The organism is Paenibacillus sp. FSL H8-0332 (assembly GCF_037963835.1).
GTDB classification, from domain to species: domain Bacteria; phylum Bacillota; class Bacilli; order Paenibacillales; family Paenibacillaceae; genus Paenibacillus_AQ; species Paenibacillus_AQ rhizoplanae.
The window spans coordinates 4,132,991-4,152,177 of sequence record NZ_CP150145.1 but is presented as its reverse complement, the minus strand read 5'-3'; the positions used below and the strand labels follow the sequence as shown (position 1 = coordinate 4,152,177).

Sequence of the window (19,187 nt, the reverse complement as noted above, 5' to 3'; positions counted from 1 at the left end):
TCGGATTGATATTCTCTGTGATAATTCTTGCCAATGAAGGGTATTAATGCACCTCATTACGCCAAAGGGTGACGACAACTTGCTGTTCATCACAGCAGAGAGTGCGCTCAGGATTATGAACGCTTTGTTAATGTATGGTAAAATAATAAAAACTTCCGATGAACCCTGAAAGGTGTGTGCATATGAGACCAACCAGATTTACCAAAAGCATAGCAACCGCTCTCGGCTCACTGCTCCTGGTGACGAGTGCCGGGATTACCGTCCTTGGCGCTGTTCCGCAAAATGCAGCGGCAGCGGCTGTGAAGCCTACACCAGCCTTCAGCTTATTTGAACAGAGGGTGAAGAAACCTTCCTCACTCAGTCTGGCCCAAGGAACCCTGGTCAACCGCATCAGTCAGATGACGCCGTCGGAGGCTAATCTGGCGGTTCTGCATCTGGAGAATGCTTTGAAGGCCTACCTGCCTACAGCTACTAAACGCATGAGTGAGCCTGTCATTCAATTGGATATCAAAAATATAGATACCCCCGGCATGACCATGGCGTTGGCACGCTCCAAGGTGAAGCGGACGGAGTCACGGATTGTTCTGAAAGACTTGGCGGCGATGGATTACAAGCTGGGAAGGGACGGCGGGTTTGTTCCGGTCATTCAATACAAGAGTTTCAAGGTGTTCAAGCCGTACCTCAGCAAAGATCTGCAGGTATACATCGACCTGATGGCCACTGAGTCGGAGCAACCGGCTGTAGTCAACAGAACGTTACAGGTGGACTGGTATGAGGTTGTGGAACGGGCGGTGCAATATGAAGCCTTTGTGCAGACGTACAAAAATTCTAACCGTAATGTAGCCATGCAACAAGCCTTTGAAGTCTCGAAGAGACTTGTGTTCAATGGAAGTCCTAACACACCGCTGTTCGACAAGAAGACACAGGTCATTCTTCTAAAAGCGGCAATCGCGTATGAGAATACTCTTTCCGAGGCGGGGCCTGAGCAGATTGAGGGCAGCAAGCTGCTGACCCAGCTGGATGATTTCCTGCTGCTTGTAGAGAAGAATGGTGATAAGCGCACGCAGGCTGTTATTGATTATCTGAATGCTTTATGAGTCTGAAGTAGGGATGGGTGTAATACAGCGAAGAAACCGGGCTATTCTCGAAGCAGCCCGGTTCTTTTGCGTGCATATTGGGGGCGGGAAGACCCGCAAAGCATATCTTCCTATAGGCCGAAAGCGTCATAAATCACAGAAAAGGAAAACGATTACAATTATAATGTAAGCGTTATCTAATGTTTGTGTTCATTTATACGCAAAGGGAGGAAGACGGCTTGAGTACCCACAAGGTTTCCTTTAACATGCTTGTCTTTACCGGTTTTAGTCTTCAGTATGCATTGATGCATCTCTTATCTGCAGGTGAGGTGATTGTGATTTCATCCGCTGAGCTTATCATTTATATGGTGCTAACCTTTGCCGGGCTCGGCAGATTCTTTCGGTGTAGAAAGCGGGCTCTGAACGAGAGGGGCTGTGGGAGCACCGGACTTTTTTTCAGCGTGTTATGGACGGTGTCACTCTGCTCCCAATTCCGTAAAGAGAACTACCCGGATGCGCTGACTATTATTAATTCACTGGGCGTCTCGGCGGCTGGACTGATTCTGCTTACTGAGATTGTTATTCTGTTCAAGGTGTAAGCCAGCTGTAGATGAAGAACCCTCTGTCCTTAATCAAGGATAGGGGGTTCTTCATGTAACAACCTGCTGTGAAATGTCCGCTGCGGACGAGCTGCAGCCGCTGATAGTGAAGGCCGGAGTCTTCCGGATTACCTTCATAGAATTCATAAGGGTTCTGCGTCATCCCCGGAATGCCTTCTAAGATCTGCTTCGTAATAATCTGTTGGATTAGCTGTTTCTGAAAAATATGTATGTCCAAGCGGTGCTCCTGCTGAATTTACAAATCCTGATAAACAATATTTATGAGTTCAATCTTTAAAGTCTGAATAGCTTCTTCCCGCGGCAGCATAATGAACCGGGATAAATAATCGATGTCCACCGAGAACAGGCTAAGGATATCCTCCATGGACGCTTTATCTCCGCTTTGCGCCTTTTTTACGGTCTCGATGAATGGATAAGATTTTCCTTCAGGACTTCCAGTCCCTTGCGCTTCCATTTGCTAACCCCCTGTTGAGTCATGTGCAGCTCGTCTGCTACTTCTTGTTCGGCCATTCCTTCTATGACTGTTTTTTTGATGATATATCTGCATTTTTCCCAAGGCAGCATATCCAGAAGCTCATCGACGAACAACTCAGAAACGACCATACTTTCAAAGCTGTTGTCGTAGAACTCATTATCGTAGAGCGGATTACTTTCCCGTATCAGCTGAATGCGAGTCTTGTACTGAATTCTCCATGCTGAGCGTTTTAACAATCTCCTGCAGGTTTCAACTAATTCGTCATCACAGGTAACCATGAATTTTCCTCCCCATGTTCAGTAGTACCTTCATTCCAGGGTCCAGCGGAGCCTGTTCCCCCAGGCCTGACCTAACCAATCGCTGATCCTCTCATATAACAAGTAAAATATTCCATAGATTCCACAACTGACAAAAACAAAAATTTACAAGAATACTATTTTTCTTGCGAAAGTTGTAAAAATTATTTCCGGATTACCTAGTATTACGAGAATACAGAACAATAGATTGTCGAATTTTCCATTTAGGAGGCGATGGCGATGAGTGACTATGTAACACCTGAGATGATGAGCACCCTGGTGACCGTGCTGATTATTCCGCTGCTGGGGCTGCTGGCGAGGTCTGTAATTGCTTATATCAAGCGGGAAATTGCCGGGCTTGAGCAGAGAATCGAGAATGAGGCAGTGAACAGCCTGCTTCAGCGGGCGGGGGATGCTGTTGAATCCGCCGTAATTGCCGTCAATCAGACGTTCGTAGAGACGCTCAAGCAACAAGGCAGTTTCGACACGGAGGCGATGAGGAAATCTTTTCTGCTGGCTAAAGAGAAGGCGATAGCGATCCTGGGAGAAACCGCACGGATGGAACTGAGTCTTGTGATCGGCGACCTCGAAGCATGGCTCGAGACGAAAATCGAAGTTTGTGTGAACCGGAATAAACAGTTGTAAAAACCCGTCCGGGTTTCCCTTTGATTAGTAAAGGAGGTCCAGGCTTCACCATGATCACTATGCTCATTACTAAAAAGTTAGGGGATGTATGATGAAACATTCAAAAAGGAAATGCAAGCTTGTGCAGCAAGGACGGTTAGGCATAATCAGCAGATGGCTGTGTCTCTCGCTTCTCATTCTGATGCTGGCGCCAGGCGCTGTATTCGGGTCGGGGAAAATAGTCCACAACATTCTTCCGGGCCCTGAGGCGGACACTGTCTCCGCGGCAGTGTACGAGGATGAGCCGCCAATACCACAGCTTCATCAGGGGGCAACGGTTAAGAATTCGGTCTATGGCTCCGTCTATCAATCGGTGTATGAGATAGACCCTACCCTGGGAGTGATTCTGAACCACGGAGTCTATCAGATGAACCTGATGGCTGTAAGTAATGTCGAAGGGTCGATGAGCCCGGTGTCGCCGCTGCTGCAGCAGATCCGGTTGTCGCAGGCCTCGGGGGTGGTTCCAGGGGGGCGCGGCTTCATGCTTCCGCAGGTGGTGGCTGTCAAGGATCTGGCGGGTAATCCGCTGCCGGGTATTCCCGTCACTTTCACCGTCTCGGAGGACAGTACAATTACTGCGGTCATGCGCGGGCTTAATAGTACTGGAATTACAGTTGTGTCGGATGCGAACGGATATGCATCTGCGGCTAACAATTACACAGGTTATATAGGAGAAGGCTATCAGGTCTATTCGAAGGGAACCGGGGTCATTAAGACCATGGAGGTCAAAGCTACCGTTCCCGGTCTTCAGCCGGTCACCTTCAAGGTAGAGGTCGGTGCCGTAGGCTCTAACCTGATCGATACGACGCCGCCTTCCATCAAGGCAACGGCGGTAACGGATAACGGTACTCCTTACATTGCCGGGACCTGGACCAGTCATTCCGTGACGGTACATTATACGGCAGAGGATACGTTGTCAGCGATCAAATCCCTGACCCCGGATCAGAAATTCACCGCTGAAGGAGCAGGCCAGACGGCAACAGGCAAGGCTGTTGACAGTGCGGCTACCAGTGATGAGGATAAGAACCATTATTCCATCGCAACCTTCGGTCCTATCCATATTGATAAAAGCGCCCCGGTTACAGAAGTTACTGTAACAGGCGCTGAATCCGGCAGCTGGAGCCGGGGGAAGGTTGCACTGCATTTTACCGCTGAAGATCCATATTCCGGTGTGGACGCTGTGTATTACAAGCTGGGAGAGAATGCAGCGGTCAGAACTTCCGGCTCCAGCGCGGCGCTGGAGCTGGAACAGGAAGGAGCGACTACTGTCAGCTACTGGGCGGTGGACAGAACCGGGAATGCAGAAGCTCCCCGGACGGTAGTGGTGCAAATTGACAAGAGCGGTCCGCTGATCGCCAGTATTCTAAGCCCGGAAGCGAATGAGAAGGGCTGGAACAGCACGGATGTTACGGTCTCTATTACCGCGTCAGATGTCCATTCCGGAGTGAAGGAGATCCATTATAGACTCGGAGCGGATGGCGAAGAACAGACTCTGGCAGGCAGCACGGCTGCTTTTGACGTATCGGTGGAGGGAATTATCCCTCTGGAGTTCTGGGCTGAAGATCATGCAGGTAACCTGACCGCTGTACAGAAGACCGAAGTGAAGATTGACAAGACGATCCCGGTCATTACTGTTCCAGCGAATATTACAATGGAAGCGAAAGCGGTACGTACCCCTGCCGATATTGGACAAGCCTCCGTTCAGGATATTTCGGTCCCGGATGTTCTCCTGACGAATGATGCACCTGCAGACTATCTCATCGGGACAACTACCGTCAAATGGACAGCGGTGGACCCGGTAGGACTCACCTCCTCACAGGTGCAGAGAATTACTGTAAAAGACACCACAAAGCCTGTACTAACTGTGCAGGGGGATATGGTTGTGGAAGCTACAGCGGTTCAGACGCCGCTTGTGGTCACCGGAGCGTCGGCAACGGATATCTTCCCGGTCATTGTGGTGAACGACGCGCCGAAGGAATTCCCTATTGGTCCGACTACCGTCTCCTGGACGGCAACCGATGCCAACAGCAATGTAACTACAGCAACACAGAAGGTCACCATTGTAGACAGAACAAAGCCGTTACTGACGGTTCCAGCCGACATTACGAAGGAAGCTGTAGGCCGAAGAACTGCGGTAGATCCCGGGAAGGCCGCCGCCACAGATATTTTCAAGGTGAATATTACGAATAATGCTCCTGAGGATTACCCGGTGGGCGTAACCAAGGTGAGCTGGACGGCCAAGGATGAGAATGGCAATATCTCTACAGCAGATCAGGTGATCCGTATTACGGATACCACCAAGCCGAAACTGACGATTCCGGCAGATATTACCGTTGAAGCAACCGCGAAGCGGACAAAGGTGAATATTGGACAAGCCGAAGCCAGCGATCTATTCGATGTGCTATTAACCAAGGATGCCCCGGCAGATTATCCGGTGGGCGTAACCAAGGTTACCTGGACTGCCACAGACGAGCATGGCAATGTCACTGAGAAAGTGCAGACGATTACAGTTACAGACACAACGCCTCCACAGTTAACCGTACCTGAAGACATCACCGCCGAGGCAACCGCCATTAAGACCCCGGTTGCGCTGGGTGAAGCGTCTGCCAAGGATATTTTCAGTGTTACTGTGACCAACAATGCCCCGGAACGCTTCATCTTCGGGACAACAGTCGTTACCTGGACGGCTACAGATGAGAACGGCAATACCACCAAGACAACACAGACCGTGAAGATCATAGACACGACGAAGCCACTGGTTACGCTGCCAGGCGGTATAACGGCAGAAGCCACTGGAGCAAAAACAAAGGTAGACATCGGCCAGCCGGTGGTTACAGAAATTTTTGCCGTGACGGTCAAGAATGATGCTCCGGCGGAATTTCCGCTTGGCACCACCAAAGTAACATGGACGATAACGGACGAGCATGGCAATGCAACTAAGGGAACACAAGAGGTCAAGATCGTAGATACGACCAAACCGGTCATTACAGCGCCGGAGGATCTTACGGTAGAGGCCACAGCGGTCAGATCCAAGGTCGCTCTGGGCGAGCCGGTGGTCTTCGATCTGTTCGAGACCGGGATCATTAACGATGCTCCGGTTGATTTCCCGGTCGGCACCACACTGGTTACCTGGATGGCCAGTGATCCAAGCGGCAATGTGGCAATCGCGAAGCAGAAGGTGACGGTTGTGGATACGACTGCGCCTAAGCTGTCTATCCCGGCAGATGTTAAGGTTGAGGCTACGGGGATTAGAACTCCAGTAATGACTGGAGAGGCCACAGCTACGGATATTTTCCCGGTCACTGTAACCAGCAATGCTCCCGAGAATTATGCAGTAGGCATTACTGAGGTAATCTGGACGGCTAAGGATGCCAACGGTCTGGTAACCACCGGCAAGCAAAAGGTGACCGTAGTAGATACCACGCTGCCCATCCTGACGGTTCCGCAGGATATCAGTGTGGAGGCTACCGCTGTGAATACTCCGGTTCAAATCGGCAAGGCTACGGCTACGGATCTGTTCCCGGTCACAGTGGTCAGCAATGCTCCGGCCAGCTACCCGCTCGGCAAGACCATTGTCACCTGGAAGGCGACCGATGCGAACGGCAACTTCAGCACAGGAACACAGACGATTACGGTAAAAGATACAACGGCCCCGGTAATCGCTGACATTCTTGACTATATTGCAGAAGCTACCGGACAGACGATGCAGATTAAGCTGCCGGTGCCTGCGGTCACCGATATCTTCGGGATTGCCGCAGTGAGCAGCAATGCTCCGGCTTCCTATCCGCTTGGCGTGACTGAAGTCACCTGGACAGCGAAGGATGTGAACGGCAACGTATCCACGCGTAAGCAAAAGATTATTATCTTGGATACCACAAAGCCTGTGCTTACTGTACCGGAAGATCTGACAGTGGAAGCAACGGCTGTTGAGACTCCAGTGGAGATCGGCGTGGCAGCGGCCACGGATATTTTCAAGGTGACGGTGAAGAACAATGCCCCTGAAGCGTATCCGCTTGGGATAACGGAAGTAATGTGGACGGCAACCGATGCGAACGGCAACGTGACTACGAAGGTGCAAAAGATCAAGGTAGTGGACACGACGAAGCCGACACTTACTGTGCCAGAGGATCTGACGGTAGAAGCGACAGCTGTAGAGACTCCGGTGGAGATAGGTGTGGCAGTGGCCAAGGATATTTTCAAGGTGACAGTGAAGAATAATGCCCCTGAAGCGTATCCGCTTGGGATAACGGAAGTAATGTGGACAGCAACCGATGGGAACGGCAACGTGACTACGAAGGTGCAAAAGATTAAGGTTGTGGACACAACGAAGCCGACACTTATTGTGCCGGAGGATCAGACAGTGGAAGCAACGGCTGTAGAGACTACGGTGGAGATCGGGCAGGCGTCTGCTACGGATATCTTCAAGGTGACAGTGAAGAATAATGCCCCTGAAGCATATCCGCTGGGCGTAACAGAAGTAGTGTGGACGGCAACTGATGCGAACGGCAACGAGACTACGAAGGTGCAAAAGATCAAGGTCGTGGACACGACGAAGCCGACACTTACTGTACCGGAAGGTCTGACGGTAGAAGCGACAGCCGTAGAGACTCCGGTGGAGATCGGTGTGGCAGCGGCCACGGATATCTTCAAGGTGACGGTGACATCGGATGCTCCGGCTGCTTATCCGCTGGGAACAACGACAGTTACCTGGAAGGCCAAAGATATCAATGGTAACGAGGTAACCGGGGTACAGCGGATTACCGTAGTGGATACGACACAGCCCTTACTGAAATTTGATGGACCGCTGCAGCTTACTAAGGAAGCAACGGCTCTGGAAACGCCGGTAGAACTGGAAGTGCCAGCGGCGCTGGATTTCTTCCCGGTCACTCTAACGACAGATGCTCCGGGAGAGCATGGAGCGATTACTTCAGAGGAGATCCTAACCGCAAATTTCCCTATCGGTACTACGATTGTAAAATGGACAGCTATAGATAGCAGCGGAAATTCCGCAGTGGGCATCGTGAAGGTGACTATTGTCGATACTGTCAAGCCTGCTCTTAAGCTTCCGGCTGATATTACTCTAGAAGCATCAGCCCTAAAGACGCCAGTAGAGATCGGCGAAGCAACGGCTACAGATATTTTCAAAGTCACGGTGACCAGCAATGCGCCTGAGAGTTATGCGCTGGGAACAACTGAGGTGACTTGGACCGCTACGGATGCGAACGGCAATGTCAGCACAGGCGTGCAGAAGATTACGGTGGTTGATACCACGAAGCCGGTGTTGAAGCTTCCAGCGAACAAGACGGTAGAAGCATCAGCCCTAAAGACGCCAGTAGGGATCGGCGAAGCAACGGCTACAGATATTTTCAAAGTCACGGTGACCAGCAATGCGCCTGAGAGCTATGCGCTGGGAATCACCGAGGTCACTTGGACCGCTACGGATGCGAACGGCAATGTCAGCACGGGCGTGCAGAAGATTACGGTGGTAGATACCACGAAGCCAGTGTTGAAGCTTCCGGCTGACAAGAAGGTGGAAGCAACAGCGCTGAAAACTCCAGTGGAGATCGGCGTGGCAACGGCTACGGATATTTTTAAAGTAACAATAACCAGCAACGCCCCTGAGAGCTATGCGCTGGGAATCACCGAGGTCACTTGGACCGCAACCGATGCGAACGGCAATGTCAGCAGAGGCGTGCAGAAGATTACGGTGGTGGATACCAGCAAGCCGGTGCTGAAGCTTCCGGCCGACAAGACGGTGGAAGCAACGGCGCTGACAACTCCGGTGGAGATCGGCGTGGCAGCGGCAATGGATATTTTCAAAGTAATAATAACCAGCAATGCGCCTGAGAGCTATGAGCTGGGAACCACTGAGGTCACTTGGACCGCTACGGATGCGAACGGCAATGTCAGCACAGGCGTGCAGAAGATTACGGTGGTAGATACCACGAAGCCAGTGTTGAAGCTTCCGGCTAACAAGACGGTGGAAGCAACGGCGCTAAAAACTCCGGTGGAGATCGGCATGGCAACGGCTACGGACATTTTCAAAGTAACAATAACCAGCAATGCGCCTGAGAGCTATGAGTTGGGAACCACTGAGGTTACTTGGACCGCTACGGATGCGAACGGCAATGTCAGCACGGGCGTGCAGAAGATTACGGTGGTAGATACCACGAAGCCAGTGTTGAAGCTTCCGGCTGACAAGAAGGTGGAAGCAACAGCGCTGAAAACTCCGGTGGAGATCGGCGTAGCAACAGGGACGGACATTTTCAAAGTCACAATAACCAGCAACGCCCCTGAGAGCTATGCGCTGGGAACCACTGAGGTCACTTGGACCGCTACGGATGCGAACGGCAATGTCAGCACAGGCGTGCAGAAGATTACGGTGGTGGATACCACCAAGCCTGTGCTGAAAGCTCCGGCAGATGTTGCTGCTCCGGCAACCGGAACCAAGACGCTTGTGAACCTGGGCCAAGCTACAGCGAGCGATATCTTCGGGGTAGTGCTGAAGAATGATGCTCCGGCTGACGGCTTCCCGTTAGGGAAAACAGTGGTCACCTGGACGGCCACGGATGTTAACGGTAATGTATCGACGGCGGTGCAGAATGTAACCGTCACTCAGACGTTCAAGGTTCAATCGTTTAATGCGAGCAGAAGCAGTGTGACGAATACGATTTTCCCAAGAATATCCTTTGAGAACACTAGTAAGTCCACCTTGCAGCTCTCCAGCATCAAGCTCAGATATTATTACACCGTCGATGGAGAGAGATTCCAGAGCTTCTATACGGATTATGCCAGAGTATCAGGCTCGAATACCAGGGTGATTCAGTCCTATGTTACGGGAAGCTTCCAGAAGACAGCAAGCAAAACCGGCAGTGATTATTATCTGGAAATCGGCTTCACCAACGGTGCCGGAAGTCTGAAGCCTGGAGAAACTGTAGAAATTCAGTGCAGATTCTGGAAATCGGATTTCTCTAATTATTATCAGACCAATGATTATTCCTTCAATGGACTGGCAACAGGCTTTACAGATACCAGCAAAATTACGGCCTACTCCTCCGGCAATCTGATTGCTGGGATGGAACCGTAAGCGGCTAAGTAAGCAATGCACGGCTTCCAGGCTGTTGCCGGATCAGTGGCTGCAGCTTGGAGCTATTCATTAACGGGAGATCAGCCAGCTCCATTAGCGGGGGTACGATATGCCAGACGACATGAATGAAATCCTTCAACGGTTGACCCGGGTAGAGACCAAGCTCGACATCATGAACAGTGCAAGGGATATTGCGCTTGAGGCCATGCAGAGCAGCAAATCGGCGCATTTGCGGATGGATGAGATGCGGGATGAGCTGTCCAGATTGAAGCTCAGGCAAGGGGAGAATCAACGCTGGCTGGTGGGCACGATCATTAGCAGCGTGGGGATGTGTATTGCCGCAGCGGGACTTTTGATGAAAATATTAATCGGGTAGCAGACAGGAAGGAGATGGGGGAATGGCCAAAGGCTTTGATTGCGCAGCACCGCTAACACGTACACTGGCTAAGAAATTCAAGGAGGATGGTTACGAATTCGTATGCCGTTACCTCGTGCCCTCCGGCTGGAAAAGATTAACCCAGGCGGAGGCGGTTGCGATCAGCGCTGCGGGGCTGCAAATTGTCTCTGTGTATGAAACGACCGCCAGCCGTGCGCTGGGAGGCCGTGCAGCCGGTCTGACAGACGGGGCGATTGCCGCACAGACGGCCCTTGCGGTTGGACAACCTGCCGGGAGCCGGATCTACTTCGCCGTAGATTTCGACGCCTCTGCGAAACATATGGATACGGTGATCGGGTATATTACGGCAGCAGGAGAGGCCGCCCGGAACTACCAGTCGGGTGTCTACGGGAGCGTGACCGTTATTGAAGCTGCAATGGCCGCTAAGGCCTGCACCGGCTTTTGGCAGACGTATGCCTGGAGTAAAGGCCGGAAAGCGGAAGGTATCCACCTTTATCAATACGACAACGGCCCCAAGGGACTAGGTCAACCGGTTCACGGGGTGAATGTGGACCTCAACCAGTCCAGCGGAGAAGCCGGCTGGTGGAGCACGCAGTCTGCTGCGGTTCCTGCACCAGGCAGTGCAAACGGAGAGGGGAAAGACTATATGATGAAGAAAGAGGATGCGGGCAAGATCATTGCTTTTCTTCAAGCGGCTTATATGGCAGCGGGTAATGCAGAGTCTGGAAAAGAATTTCACCGTCTGGCGAATGAGCTGCGCAAAGCCTCGGGTCAAGCGGCAGACCCAAATAATCGTTAATCCGCAGAACGGGTTACAGGCTGCCTTCGGGCGGCCTTTTTGACATACAAATATACATAATTAATTGAATAAATGGATTTATTTATGACTCCGGCTGTAAAAAGCGCTATGGATTTTACTTTATCTATAGGATCGATTTTTTACAGAGGGGGGACTCCATTGCAGACCCAAGCAACCGTGAGTAAGGACAAAGAGAAAGCATCCGGCGGCCATAAACCATACAGCAATCCACAGGTATTCATTCATCCGGCAGCCGCGAAACAACCGGACCCGGTAGAGATTATCCGGCGTGTCCGCCAGAATCCGGCTTCCTTAAGCCGTGAAGACAAGCTGGCGCTCCAGCGCACACTCGGCAACCGGGCCGTGGTTCAATTGTTATCGAGTCTGAAGGAGGATGGGAAGAAGAAAGAGCAGGCAGATCATGGAACCCAGGCGGCTGGACCAAGTAAGAGCGTGGCCGCAGAAGCCCAGATGGAAGAGCATACGGCTTCACCGGAACCGGTGCCAGCAGAAGCAGAGCAAGCCAGCGCTCCGGCTGAAGCCAAGATGCAGAGTAAGGAGGAGCCGGAAGGGCAGGCAGCAGGCGCTGCTGCGTCTGTCACACAAACTAAGCCTGCTAGTGGGGGCAGTTCTTCAGGTCCCGCGGCTGTTAAGAAGACGCCAGCGCCTGCCCGGCCAAAGGGGAGAGTGGAGGCCGCTGTAGAGGTGCAAGCTGAAGCGGCAGAACCAGATTCCGCTGCTCCGGCTGCAGAAGAGGCCAGGGAAGAGCCGTCTGCGGGACTGGTACATGCCGGGAAGGCGGAGGAGCCCGCAGCAGCTCAGGGAGGGGATGCGCCGGAGCCAGCCAAGAAGTCCGCCGTCTCCAAAGGCGCTGATGCACCGAAGAAAGCAGCGAAGGAGCCATCGCTCGGAGCAGCACTAAGTGCCTTGGCGGGAGATGGGAAGGAGAAGCCGGCGAAGGGCAAGGCGGTGAAGATCAGCGGTGAAGATCCGGGGCAGATTCTGGATCAGCTGACACAGGTTCAGCCCACAGAGCTGGGGGATGCCTATGCCCAGGCTGTGAATGTATCCTCCGGTGCATTCTCGAAGCAGACGCAGAAGACCAAGCAAGGGCTGCCTGCTGTTCCAGTGCCGACCGGCTTGAAAGGGAAGGTCCTGCAGGCCCGGAAGAAACCGGCTGCGCTGAAGCACACGGTGAAGGAAGGCTTCAAAAGCGAGCGTACCGGCGGGGCTGTTAGTACAGGGAAGCTGGATAAAATGAACATTAGTGCTTCCGGTTCCGGGAGCAATCCGGAGGCGATGCTCAGCGAAATTCGCTCCGCAGCCGCCCAGCCGCCGGGAATCAGTATGACCGGGGAGGCCGATCCCTCCCAGATGGAGGGTTTTCATCAGGAGGCCTCCCAGCAGGTGAGCGCAGCCAAGCAGGCGGAGATGGGCCAGATCAAGCAGCCGTTCGGGGAGAATGAGATCTATCCTGAGCCGGATGGCACCGTGGTGAAGGCTGCTGCTGGGCTGAAAGGCGGTCAGGCGCCCGGGGCCAAAAAACTGCCTGCGCTGGCGCTGCCTGCAGATATGACTGCCGGACTGAACCGCAGTCTGGCTCCAGAGATGAAGAAGCAGCTTGGTGCCAAGCAGGCGGAATATAAGAAGGAGCAAGCGAAATTCGATAGTAAAGTGCTGGGCTCCAAAGCCGACAGCCAGGCGCAAATCCGGCAGGCCGAGACTGAGGCGAAGAACAAGCAGATCAGCCAGCAGACTGGAGCCAAAGCAGAAGTCACCCAATTGCAGGGCGAGTGGAAAAAGGAGCTGGATGCTGCCGAGACGGACTATACCAAACAGGCCGGGTCAGCCGCCCAGCAGAAGAAGCAGGAGATCAACAGCGTCCGCACAGACAAAGAGCGGGAAGCTCAGAAGAAGCAGTCCGAAGCGGAGGGGGAAGCGACGCAGGCCTACAGTAAAGCGAAGAAGGAAGCAGACGGCAAGCATGAACAGGAGAAGGCCAAAGAAGAGAAGAAGGGCGGCTTCCTCGGCTGGGTGAAGGGTAAGCTGGAAGCCGTGGTCGAACTCGTCAAGAAAGCAGTCAACTTCATTTTTGAGGGTCTCCGCAAAGCGGTTAAGTTTATTTTTGACAAAGCGAAGCAGGCTGTACTGGGCATCATTGAACTGGGCCGCAAGCTGATTACAACCCTGATCAAGGGACTGGGTGTGCTGCTTAAAAAGCTGGTGTCAGTTGTATTTGCCAAGTTCCCCGGCATCGCCGCCAAGATATGTAGCAAAATTGACGGAGTTGTCAACAAGGCCATTAAAGCGGTCAACCAGCTGGCCCAGAAGCTCAAGACCAAGGTCACTCAAGTTATGGACTTCCTGGCCGCTAAAGTGGATCAGGCACTGGCAGCAGTGCAGAACTTCTATTCCAAGCTGATCTCAACGCTCGGCAATCTGCTGATTGCGACTTTCCTGGATGTTCTTGTCCGTATCGGAGCGCTTGGGAAGGCGGCGAAGCGTTCATTCAGCCATCTGGAAGGGAAGATGTGGGAGTATCTGCTCGGAGTAGATATCTCCAAGCCAATGGGGGCTGGAGCAGCAGAAGGCGGAGCTGTAGAGCAGACGGAAGGTGCGGGTCCGGCAGCGGATGAGAAGCTGACCCCTGAAGATATCGAGATGGAATCGGTGGAGCAAGGCGAAATGGACCCGGCGCTGGTGCAGGAAGCGAACCTGAAGGATGGAGAAACGAAGGAGCTGTCCGGCAGCCGCGACCCGGCTACAATGGACAGCATTATGGCGGAATTCGACACCGGAGCTGCCAAGCAGAGCCTTGGCGGCAAGATCGCAGACGGTGCGAAGCTGCGCGCAGGCAATGCGAAAATGTTGTTTGACCAAATTAAATCATTTGTAATAAAATGGATGAAGGCCCATGGATTACAGCTGCTTGCGGGCATAGCTGGAGTATTAGTTGTTGTGGGCGCTGCATTTGCCATCAGTGGCGGTGCCATTACTGTTCTTATTCCCCCTATTATTAATATTATCACTGTTGCGATGCAGGCTCAGGCAATTGTTTCTATTGCGCAAGCCTTAGCGCAAGCCGCCGGCTACATCGGCACCTACCTGAGCCAGGGCTGGCAGAAGATGATCGAACCTGCCGCGATTGCGCTCGCTACTGCACTGGCGATGGGACTGGTTGAGCTGGCGATGGCGGGTGGCTTCAAAGCTGTCGGAGCCAACCTCAAGAAAGCCGGACAAGCTGTCAAGAAGGGCGTCGGAGCGGCAGCCAGCGGGGTGAAGAACGTTGTAGGCGCAGGAGCCAAAGGCATCAAGAGCCTGCTGAAATCCGGAGCCAAGCTGGCCTCCAGGAGCGGCAGCATGATCATACGTAATGGTAAAATCGTGATCAAGAGCCTGCAAAAAGGGCTTATGAAGGGGGCCAAAAATCTCCGGGGCCTGCTGGACCGGATTCTGCAAAAGTTCAAGTTCAAGAAGTTTAAGCTGGTGCGCAAGGGTAAGCATATCCGTCTGTATGGCGAGGTTAATCCTTGGGTGCTGCTGGCTGACGGAACGATTCGCGATATCGATGAGAAGGAATTAAAGCATCTTGAAGGAACTAGTAATAAACCAATCCTGCTTCATGATTCAGAGATTGATAAGCTTAGTAACTTAGAACTTGCAAAAAGAGCAGATGTTTATAAAAATGCGGTTGATAATGGCGGTAAGATAGATCTAAATAATATAATAGAAACTAGAAATTCCTACACAACGGTTGAGTTTAGTGGGACCACAAAGGTTGATGGACAAGTAAGAGACATTAGTAGACGAGTATACCAAAGAAGTGATATAGATTGGAGGCAGGTTGATCCAGAAACTGGATTAACTAACCTTCAATTAATGAGAAAAGGTAAACCTCCGTATTGGAAAGATGGTACCAAAATTGAACTGCACCATACAATTCAATTGGAACCAGGTCCGATGGTAGAAATACCTGCTAGTTTACATGATGAATATACTAAAATATTACATGGTCTCGTTGAAAATGGAGGTAGTTTCCGAAATAATCCTATTTTAGATAAACAGTATAATAATTTTAGAGCTAAGTATTGGAGAAGTAGAGCAAAAGAAATTATGAAATCAATGTAAAATAATCTTGTACAATGGAGGAATAAAAGGTGACTTTTGAGAAGCTAGAAAGTTTTATTCAAGAGAATTCTGATGAGACTGATTTTACAGGTGGAATTACCAAAGAGAAAATAGTAGCGGTTGAAACAATGTTAAAAGTTGAACTCCCTCAAAGCTATAAATGGTTCTTAGAAAACTATGGTTCGGGAGGGATGTTTGGGGTAGACATTCTTGGACAAGGTAAATCTTCTCCTACCGTTGTTACAAGAACAGAAAAACTAAGAAATTTCGGACTACCACATGACTATATTGTAATTGAGGATTGTGATGAATTTTTCTATTGTCTTGATACTACGGATACCTCAATAGGGGAGTGTTCTGTTATATCTTGGGATAGAACATCAGGATTTAATGGAAAACGTGCAGACAATTTTTATGAATTTATGATCCAAAGACTTAATGATGCTAAAGAAAATTGGGAGGAAGACTAATATATTAAAAAATATAATTTTAGCCATCCTGGTATGTGATACAGGGTGGCTTTTTCTCTACTGTTCACAGTAATAATTCAAATGAAATTTCCCCCACTCCCCAGTTGTAATTCCCCTCCCAAAACTTACTTTATATATGAACAAGAAAATATAGAGTGAGGACAGAATTGCCGATGAAATTCAACAAAATGGCTAGAGGCTATCGAAAGGAAACAGCGGAAGGTGCTGACAGTATGGAACGGGTCGAAGCAGCCGAGATTGGCACAGGCGTTGCAACTCCTTCCGCTTCCGCTCACGAAGCAGCAGCTTCTGAAGCAATTTCCAGAGCAGCAGCTCCCCGAGAGGAGAGCGGCGAACCCGCTCCGCCCTACAACTCCAACCAAGAGCATCTCGCAGAAGAGCTGCAACTGCTGGAGCTCCGGCTTAAGCTCAGGTACCTTGAGGGACCGCAGCCGCACGCAGAGCTGGAGCTTGTGGACGAGGAGATCCGCAGTCTGCTGGATGTCCAGCCTGAAGATCGGCTTTACATCAATCTCTTAACAGCGGAAATAGCTCATCTGGAACGGCAGATCGCTGCCAGACTTAAGGCAAGCTTCCACCCATCTACCGGGCAGCCATCCAGTTCCGCACCCAGACTCATGCTCCCGGAGGTGGCTTCTGTACTTAACCTGTCAGGGCTGGAGGTAAGCATCCTGGTGGCTTGTCTGGCGCCTGAGCTGTACGGCAAGTACGGGAGAATCTATGCCTACCTGCAGAATGATATGTCGGATAAGCGCCCTTCGGTTGGTTGGGTCCTGGAAGTATTCGCCGGGGTAGAGGAGGAGCGGCAGGCGGCTCGTCTGCTGCTTGATGCGAATGCGCCGCTGATGAAGCTGCTGCTGGAGCGAAGAGGGGAGTACGGAGACAGCCGCATTCCGCTAATCGCCCGGCCGCTGAAGCTGGAGGATTGGGCGGTGAATCTGCTGCTCGGCTATGAGGTGCTGGATGAGCGGCTGACGAAGGCAGCGAATCTTAGCACGGTGCCCCTTCCGCAGCAATCCCGTTTCCCGGCTGAGCTGGAGCAGAAGCTGCTGCGGTTCGTGAGGCATTACAACAGCAGCTGGGCTGGCAGCTCCGGTAGCTCTCGCAGCCTGCTATACGTCAGCGGGCCGGACGAGGCCGTGAAGCTGGGCGGTATTCGCGAGGTCTGCGGCACCCTGGGACTCTCTGTCCTGGTTGCCGATCTGGAGAAGCTGCTGCGCCCTGAGGCTGATTTCAGCGAAATGCTGAAGCTGCTTGGACGGCATGCGCTGCTGATGAAGACGGCCCTCTGCTTCACCGGCTTCGACAGCCTGGTGACAGAGGATGACCGTTACAGCCTGCAGATCCGGCTCCTCATGGAGATGCTGGCCGCCTGCGCACCGCTGACATTCATCCTTGGAGAAGCGCAGTGGGGGATCAGCTTAACCGGAATTCCGCTGAATTTCATGCAGATGGACTTGCTCTTTCCGGATGCGGCGGCCCGCAAGGCCGCTTGGACTGCCTTCGGTAAGGAGTATAAGCTGTCTCCGCAGATGGAACTGGATGAAGTCAGCGGCAACTTCCGCTTTACGGCAAGCCAGATCCGGGCCGCGCTGAACGGCGGTGAGAACATCGCCGTCTGGAATGGCTCCAGGGAGAGCGGGATCAGCATGAAGGATCTCTACCAAGCCTGTTACTTCCAGTCCAGCCGCAGAATTCAGGCACTGGCCTCGAAGGTCCAGGCCATGTATACCTGGGACATGCTGGTGCTTCCCGAAGAGCAGCTGAATCAGCTGAAGGAAATCTGCCGTCAGGTGAAATACCGTGCACTCGTGTATGGAGAGTGGGGATTTGCAGGGCGGCTGTCACTCGGAAGAGGGCTGAACATCCTCTTCTCGGGGCCGCCAGGCTCCGGGAAGACGATGGCGGCCGAGGTGATTGCGACAGAGCTGAGCCTGGAAATCTACAAGATTGATGTCTCGCAGATCGTGAGCAAGTATATCGGGGAGACCGAGAAGAATCTTTCACGGATTTTTGATGAAGCGGAGACCTCGAACGCCATTCTCTTCTTCGACGAAGCGGATGCCTTGTTCGGCAAGCGCTCCGAGGTCAAGGATGCGCATGACCGGTATGCGAATGTGGAGATCAGCTACCTGCTGCAGAAGATGGAGGAGTACACGGGAATTGTGATTCTGGCGACCAACCTGAATCAGAATCTGGACGATGCCTTTGCCCGCAGGCTGCACTTCAAGCTGGAATTCCCGTTCCCGGAGCAGCAGCAGCGCGGCCGGATCTGGCGGGGAATGTTCCCGGCGGGAGCGCCCCTTGATCCTGGCCTGGATTACGATTTCATGGCGGAGAAGTTCATTCTTGCCGGAGGCAACATCAAGAACATTGCCTTGAATGCGGCCTTTTATGCGGCGCATGAGGGCTGTTCCATCGGGATGAAGCAGATCATGCTGGCGGCCAAGCGGGAGTATCTGAAGCTGGGCAGAACCTTTTTGCAATCGGATTATACGCCCTATCACACACTGATCGAGGTGAAATAAGCATGGCCGTGGATACCGGTACGGTAATTAGAGATGTCAGCACCAGCCTGAAGTCGCTGCTGAAGGCCCATGTGCCTGAGCTGAATGATGACAGCTTCATCAGCTTCGGCTCTCCGAGTGACATTGACAGCTCAACGATGAAGCTCTCAATGTGTTTGTATTATTTGAGCCATAGCCCAAGTATGCGCAACAGTGAGAAGGAAGGGATCGGCGGCACGAACGAGTTCATGTATCCGCCGGCTTATCTGGATCTGTACTATCTGCTCACGCCTTATGCCAAGGACAGGGAGACCGAGCAGCTGATCCTGGGCCGGATCTTTCAGCTGTTCCATGAGCATCCGGTGCTTAGCGGCAGCGATCTGCGGGGCAACCTGGCTGAATGCGGCAATGAGAAAATCCGGATCTCCTATAACAACCTGACGATTCAGGATATCAAGCAGCTGTGGGAGGTGTTCCCCGGGAAGCCGGCTAAGGTGAGCCTGTCCTATCTGGTGTCGCCGGTACGGCTGCCTGCGGATAAGACGATCCTGATCCCGCGGGTTGAGGTGAAAGAGCTGGGCGTTCATCCCCTGTAGTCAGGCTGGGAGAGACTGCTTCTGTGAAGGG

Annotated in this window: 13 protein-coding genes; 10 read left to right on the top strand and 3 right to left on the bottom strand. The window is 52.3% G+C overall.

Annotation, left to right across the window (positions count from 1 at the left end; genetic code table 11):
- The first annotated feature begins 182 nt into the window (after positions 1-182).
- Complete coding sequence (locus NST43_RS18080) at positions 183-1,097, top strand: hypothetical protein (RefSeq protein WP_339218465.1); 915 nt, start codon at positions 183-185, stop codon at positions 1,095-1,097.
- Positions 1,098-1,537: 440 nt separating this feature from the next.
- Positions 1,538-1,675, top strand: coding sequence for a hypothetical protein (locus NST43_RS18075; protein ID WP_209992580.1), 138 nt, complete (start codon positions 1,538-1,540; stop codon positions 1,673-1,675).
- Here NST43_RS18075 and NST43_RS18070 read toward each other — a convergent pair.
- The 3 genes from NST43_RS18070 to NST43_RS18060 are packed head-to-tail and all read right to left on the bottom strand — an operon-like array spanning position 1,665 to position 2,449.
- Complete coding sequence (locus tag NST43_RS18070; protein WP_339218464.1) at positions 1,665-1,913, bottom strand: hypothetical protein; 249 nt, start codon at positions 1,911-1,913, stop codon at positions 1,665-1,667. The genes NST43_RS18075 and NST43_RS18070 overlap by 11 nt on opposite strands.
- A gap of 18 nt (positions 1,914-1,931) precedes the next feature.
- Positions 1,932-2,060 (bottom strand): hypothetical protein, encoded by a 129-nt coding sequence (locus NST43_RS18065; RefSeq protein WP_339218462.1) that lies wholly within the window; start codon positions 2,058-2,060, stop codon positions 1,932-1,934.
- Between the two features lie 29 nt (positions 2,061-2,089).
- The gene (locus NST43_RS18060) at positions 2,090-2,449 is read right to left on the bottom strand and encodes a sigma-70 family RNA polymerase sigma factor (protein WP_339218460.1); all 360 of its coding nucleotides are present in this window, start codon (positions 2,447-2,449) and stop codon (positions 2,090-2,092) included.
- Positions 2,450-2,707: 258 nt separating this feature from the next.
- Between NST43_RS18060 and NST43_RS18055 the strand changes: the two genes are divergently transcribed.
- The 8 genes from NST43_RS18055 (at position 2,708) to NST43_RS18020 (ending at position 19,156) form a co-directional block, all read left to right on the top strand.
- A complete protein-coding gene (locus NST43_RS18055) occupies positions 2,708-3,112 on the top strand; it encodes a hypothetical protein (protein WP_339218458.1) in 405 nt (134 codons plus the stop codon).
- 121 nt (positions 3,113-3,233) lie between these two features.
- Entirely contained in the window at positions 3,234-10,238 is a 7,005-nt protein-coding gene (locus tag NST43_RS18050) for an HYR domain-containing protein (protein WP_339218456.1), read from the top strand.
- Positions 10,239-10,347: 109 nt separating this feature from the next.
- Positions 10,348-10,614, top strand: a complete 267-nt coding sequence (locus NST43_RS18045; protein WP_036700963.1) for a hypothetical protein — start codon at positions 10,348-10,350, stop codon at positions 10,612-10,614.
- 22 nt (positions 10,615-10,636) lie between these two features.
- The gene (locus NST43_RS18040; protein WP_339218454.1) at positions 10,637-11,434 is read left to right on the top strand and encodes a DUF1906 domain-containing protein; all 798 of its coding nucleotides are present in this window, start codon (positions 10,637-10,639) and stop codon (positions 11,432-11,434) included.
- A gap of 159 nt (positions 11,435-11,593) precedes the next feature.
- The gene (locus NST43_RS18035; RefSeq protein ID WP_339218453.1) at positions 11,594-15,562 is read left to right on the top strand and encodes an HNH/ENDO VII family nuclease; all 3,969 of its coding nucleotides are present in this window, start codon (positions 11,594-11,596) and stop codon (positions 15,560-15,562) included.
- 29 nt (positions 15,563-15,591) lie between these two features.
- Complete coding sequence (locus NST43_RS18030; protein ID WP_339218452.1) at positions 15,592-16,032, top strand: SMI1/KNR4 family protein; 441 nt, start codon at positions 15,592-15,594, stop codon at positions 16,030-16,032.
- A 233-nt stretch (positions 16,033-16,265) separates the two neighbouring features.
- A complete protein-coding gene (locus tag NST43_RS18025) occupies positions 16,266-18,581 on the top strand; it encodes an ATP-binding protein (RefSeq protein ID WP_339218451.1) in 2,316 nt (771 codons plus the stop codon).
- Positions 18,582-18,583: 2 nt separating this feature from the next.
- Positions 18,584-19,156 carry a DUF4255 domain-containing protein gene (locus NST43_RS18020; RefSeq protein ID WP_339218450.1) on the top strand — a complete coding sequence of 191 codons (573 nt, stop codon included), beginning with the start codon at positions 18,584-18,586 and terminating at the stop codon, positions 19,154-19,156.
- The last annotated feature ends 31 nt before the right edge of the window (positions 19,157-19,187 follow it).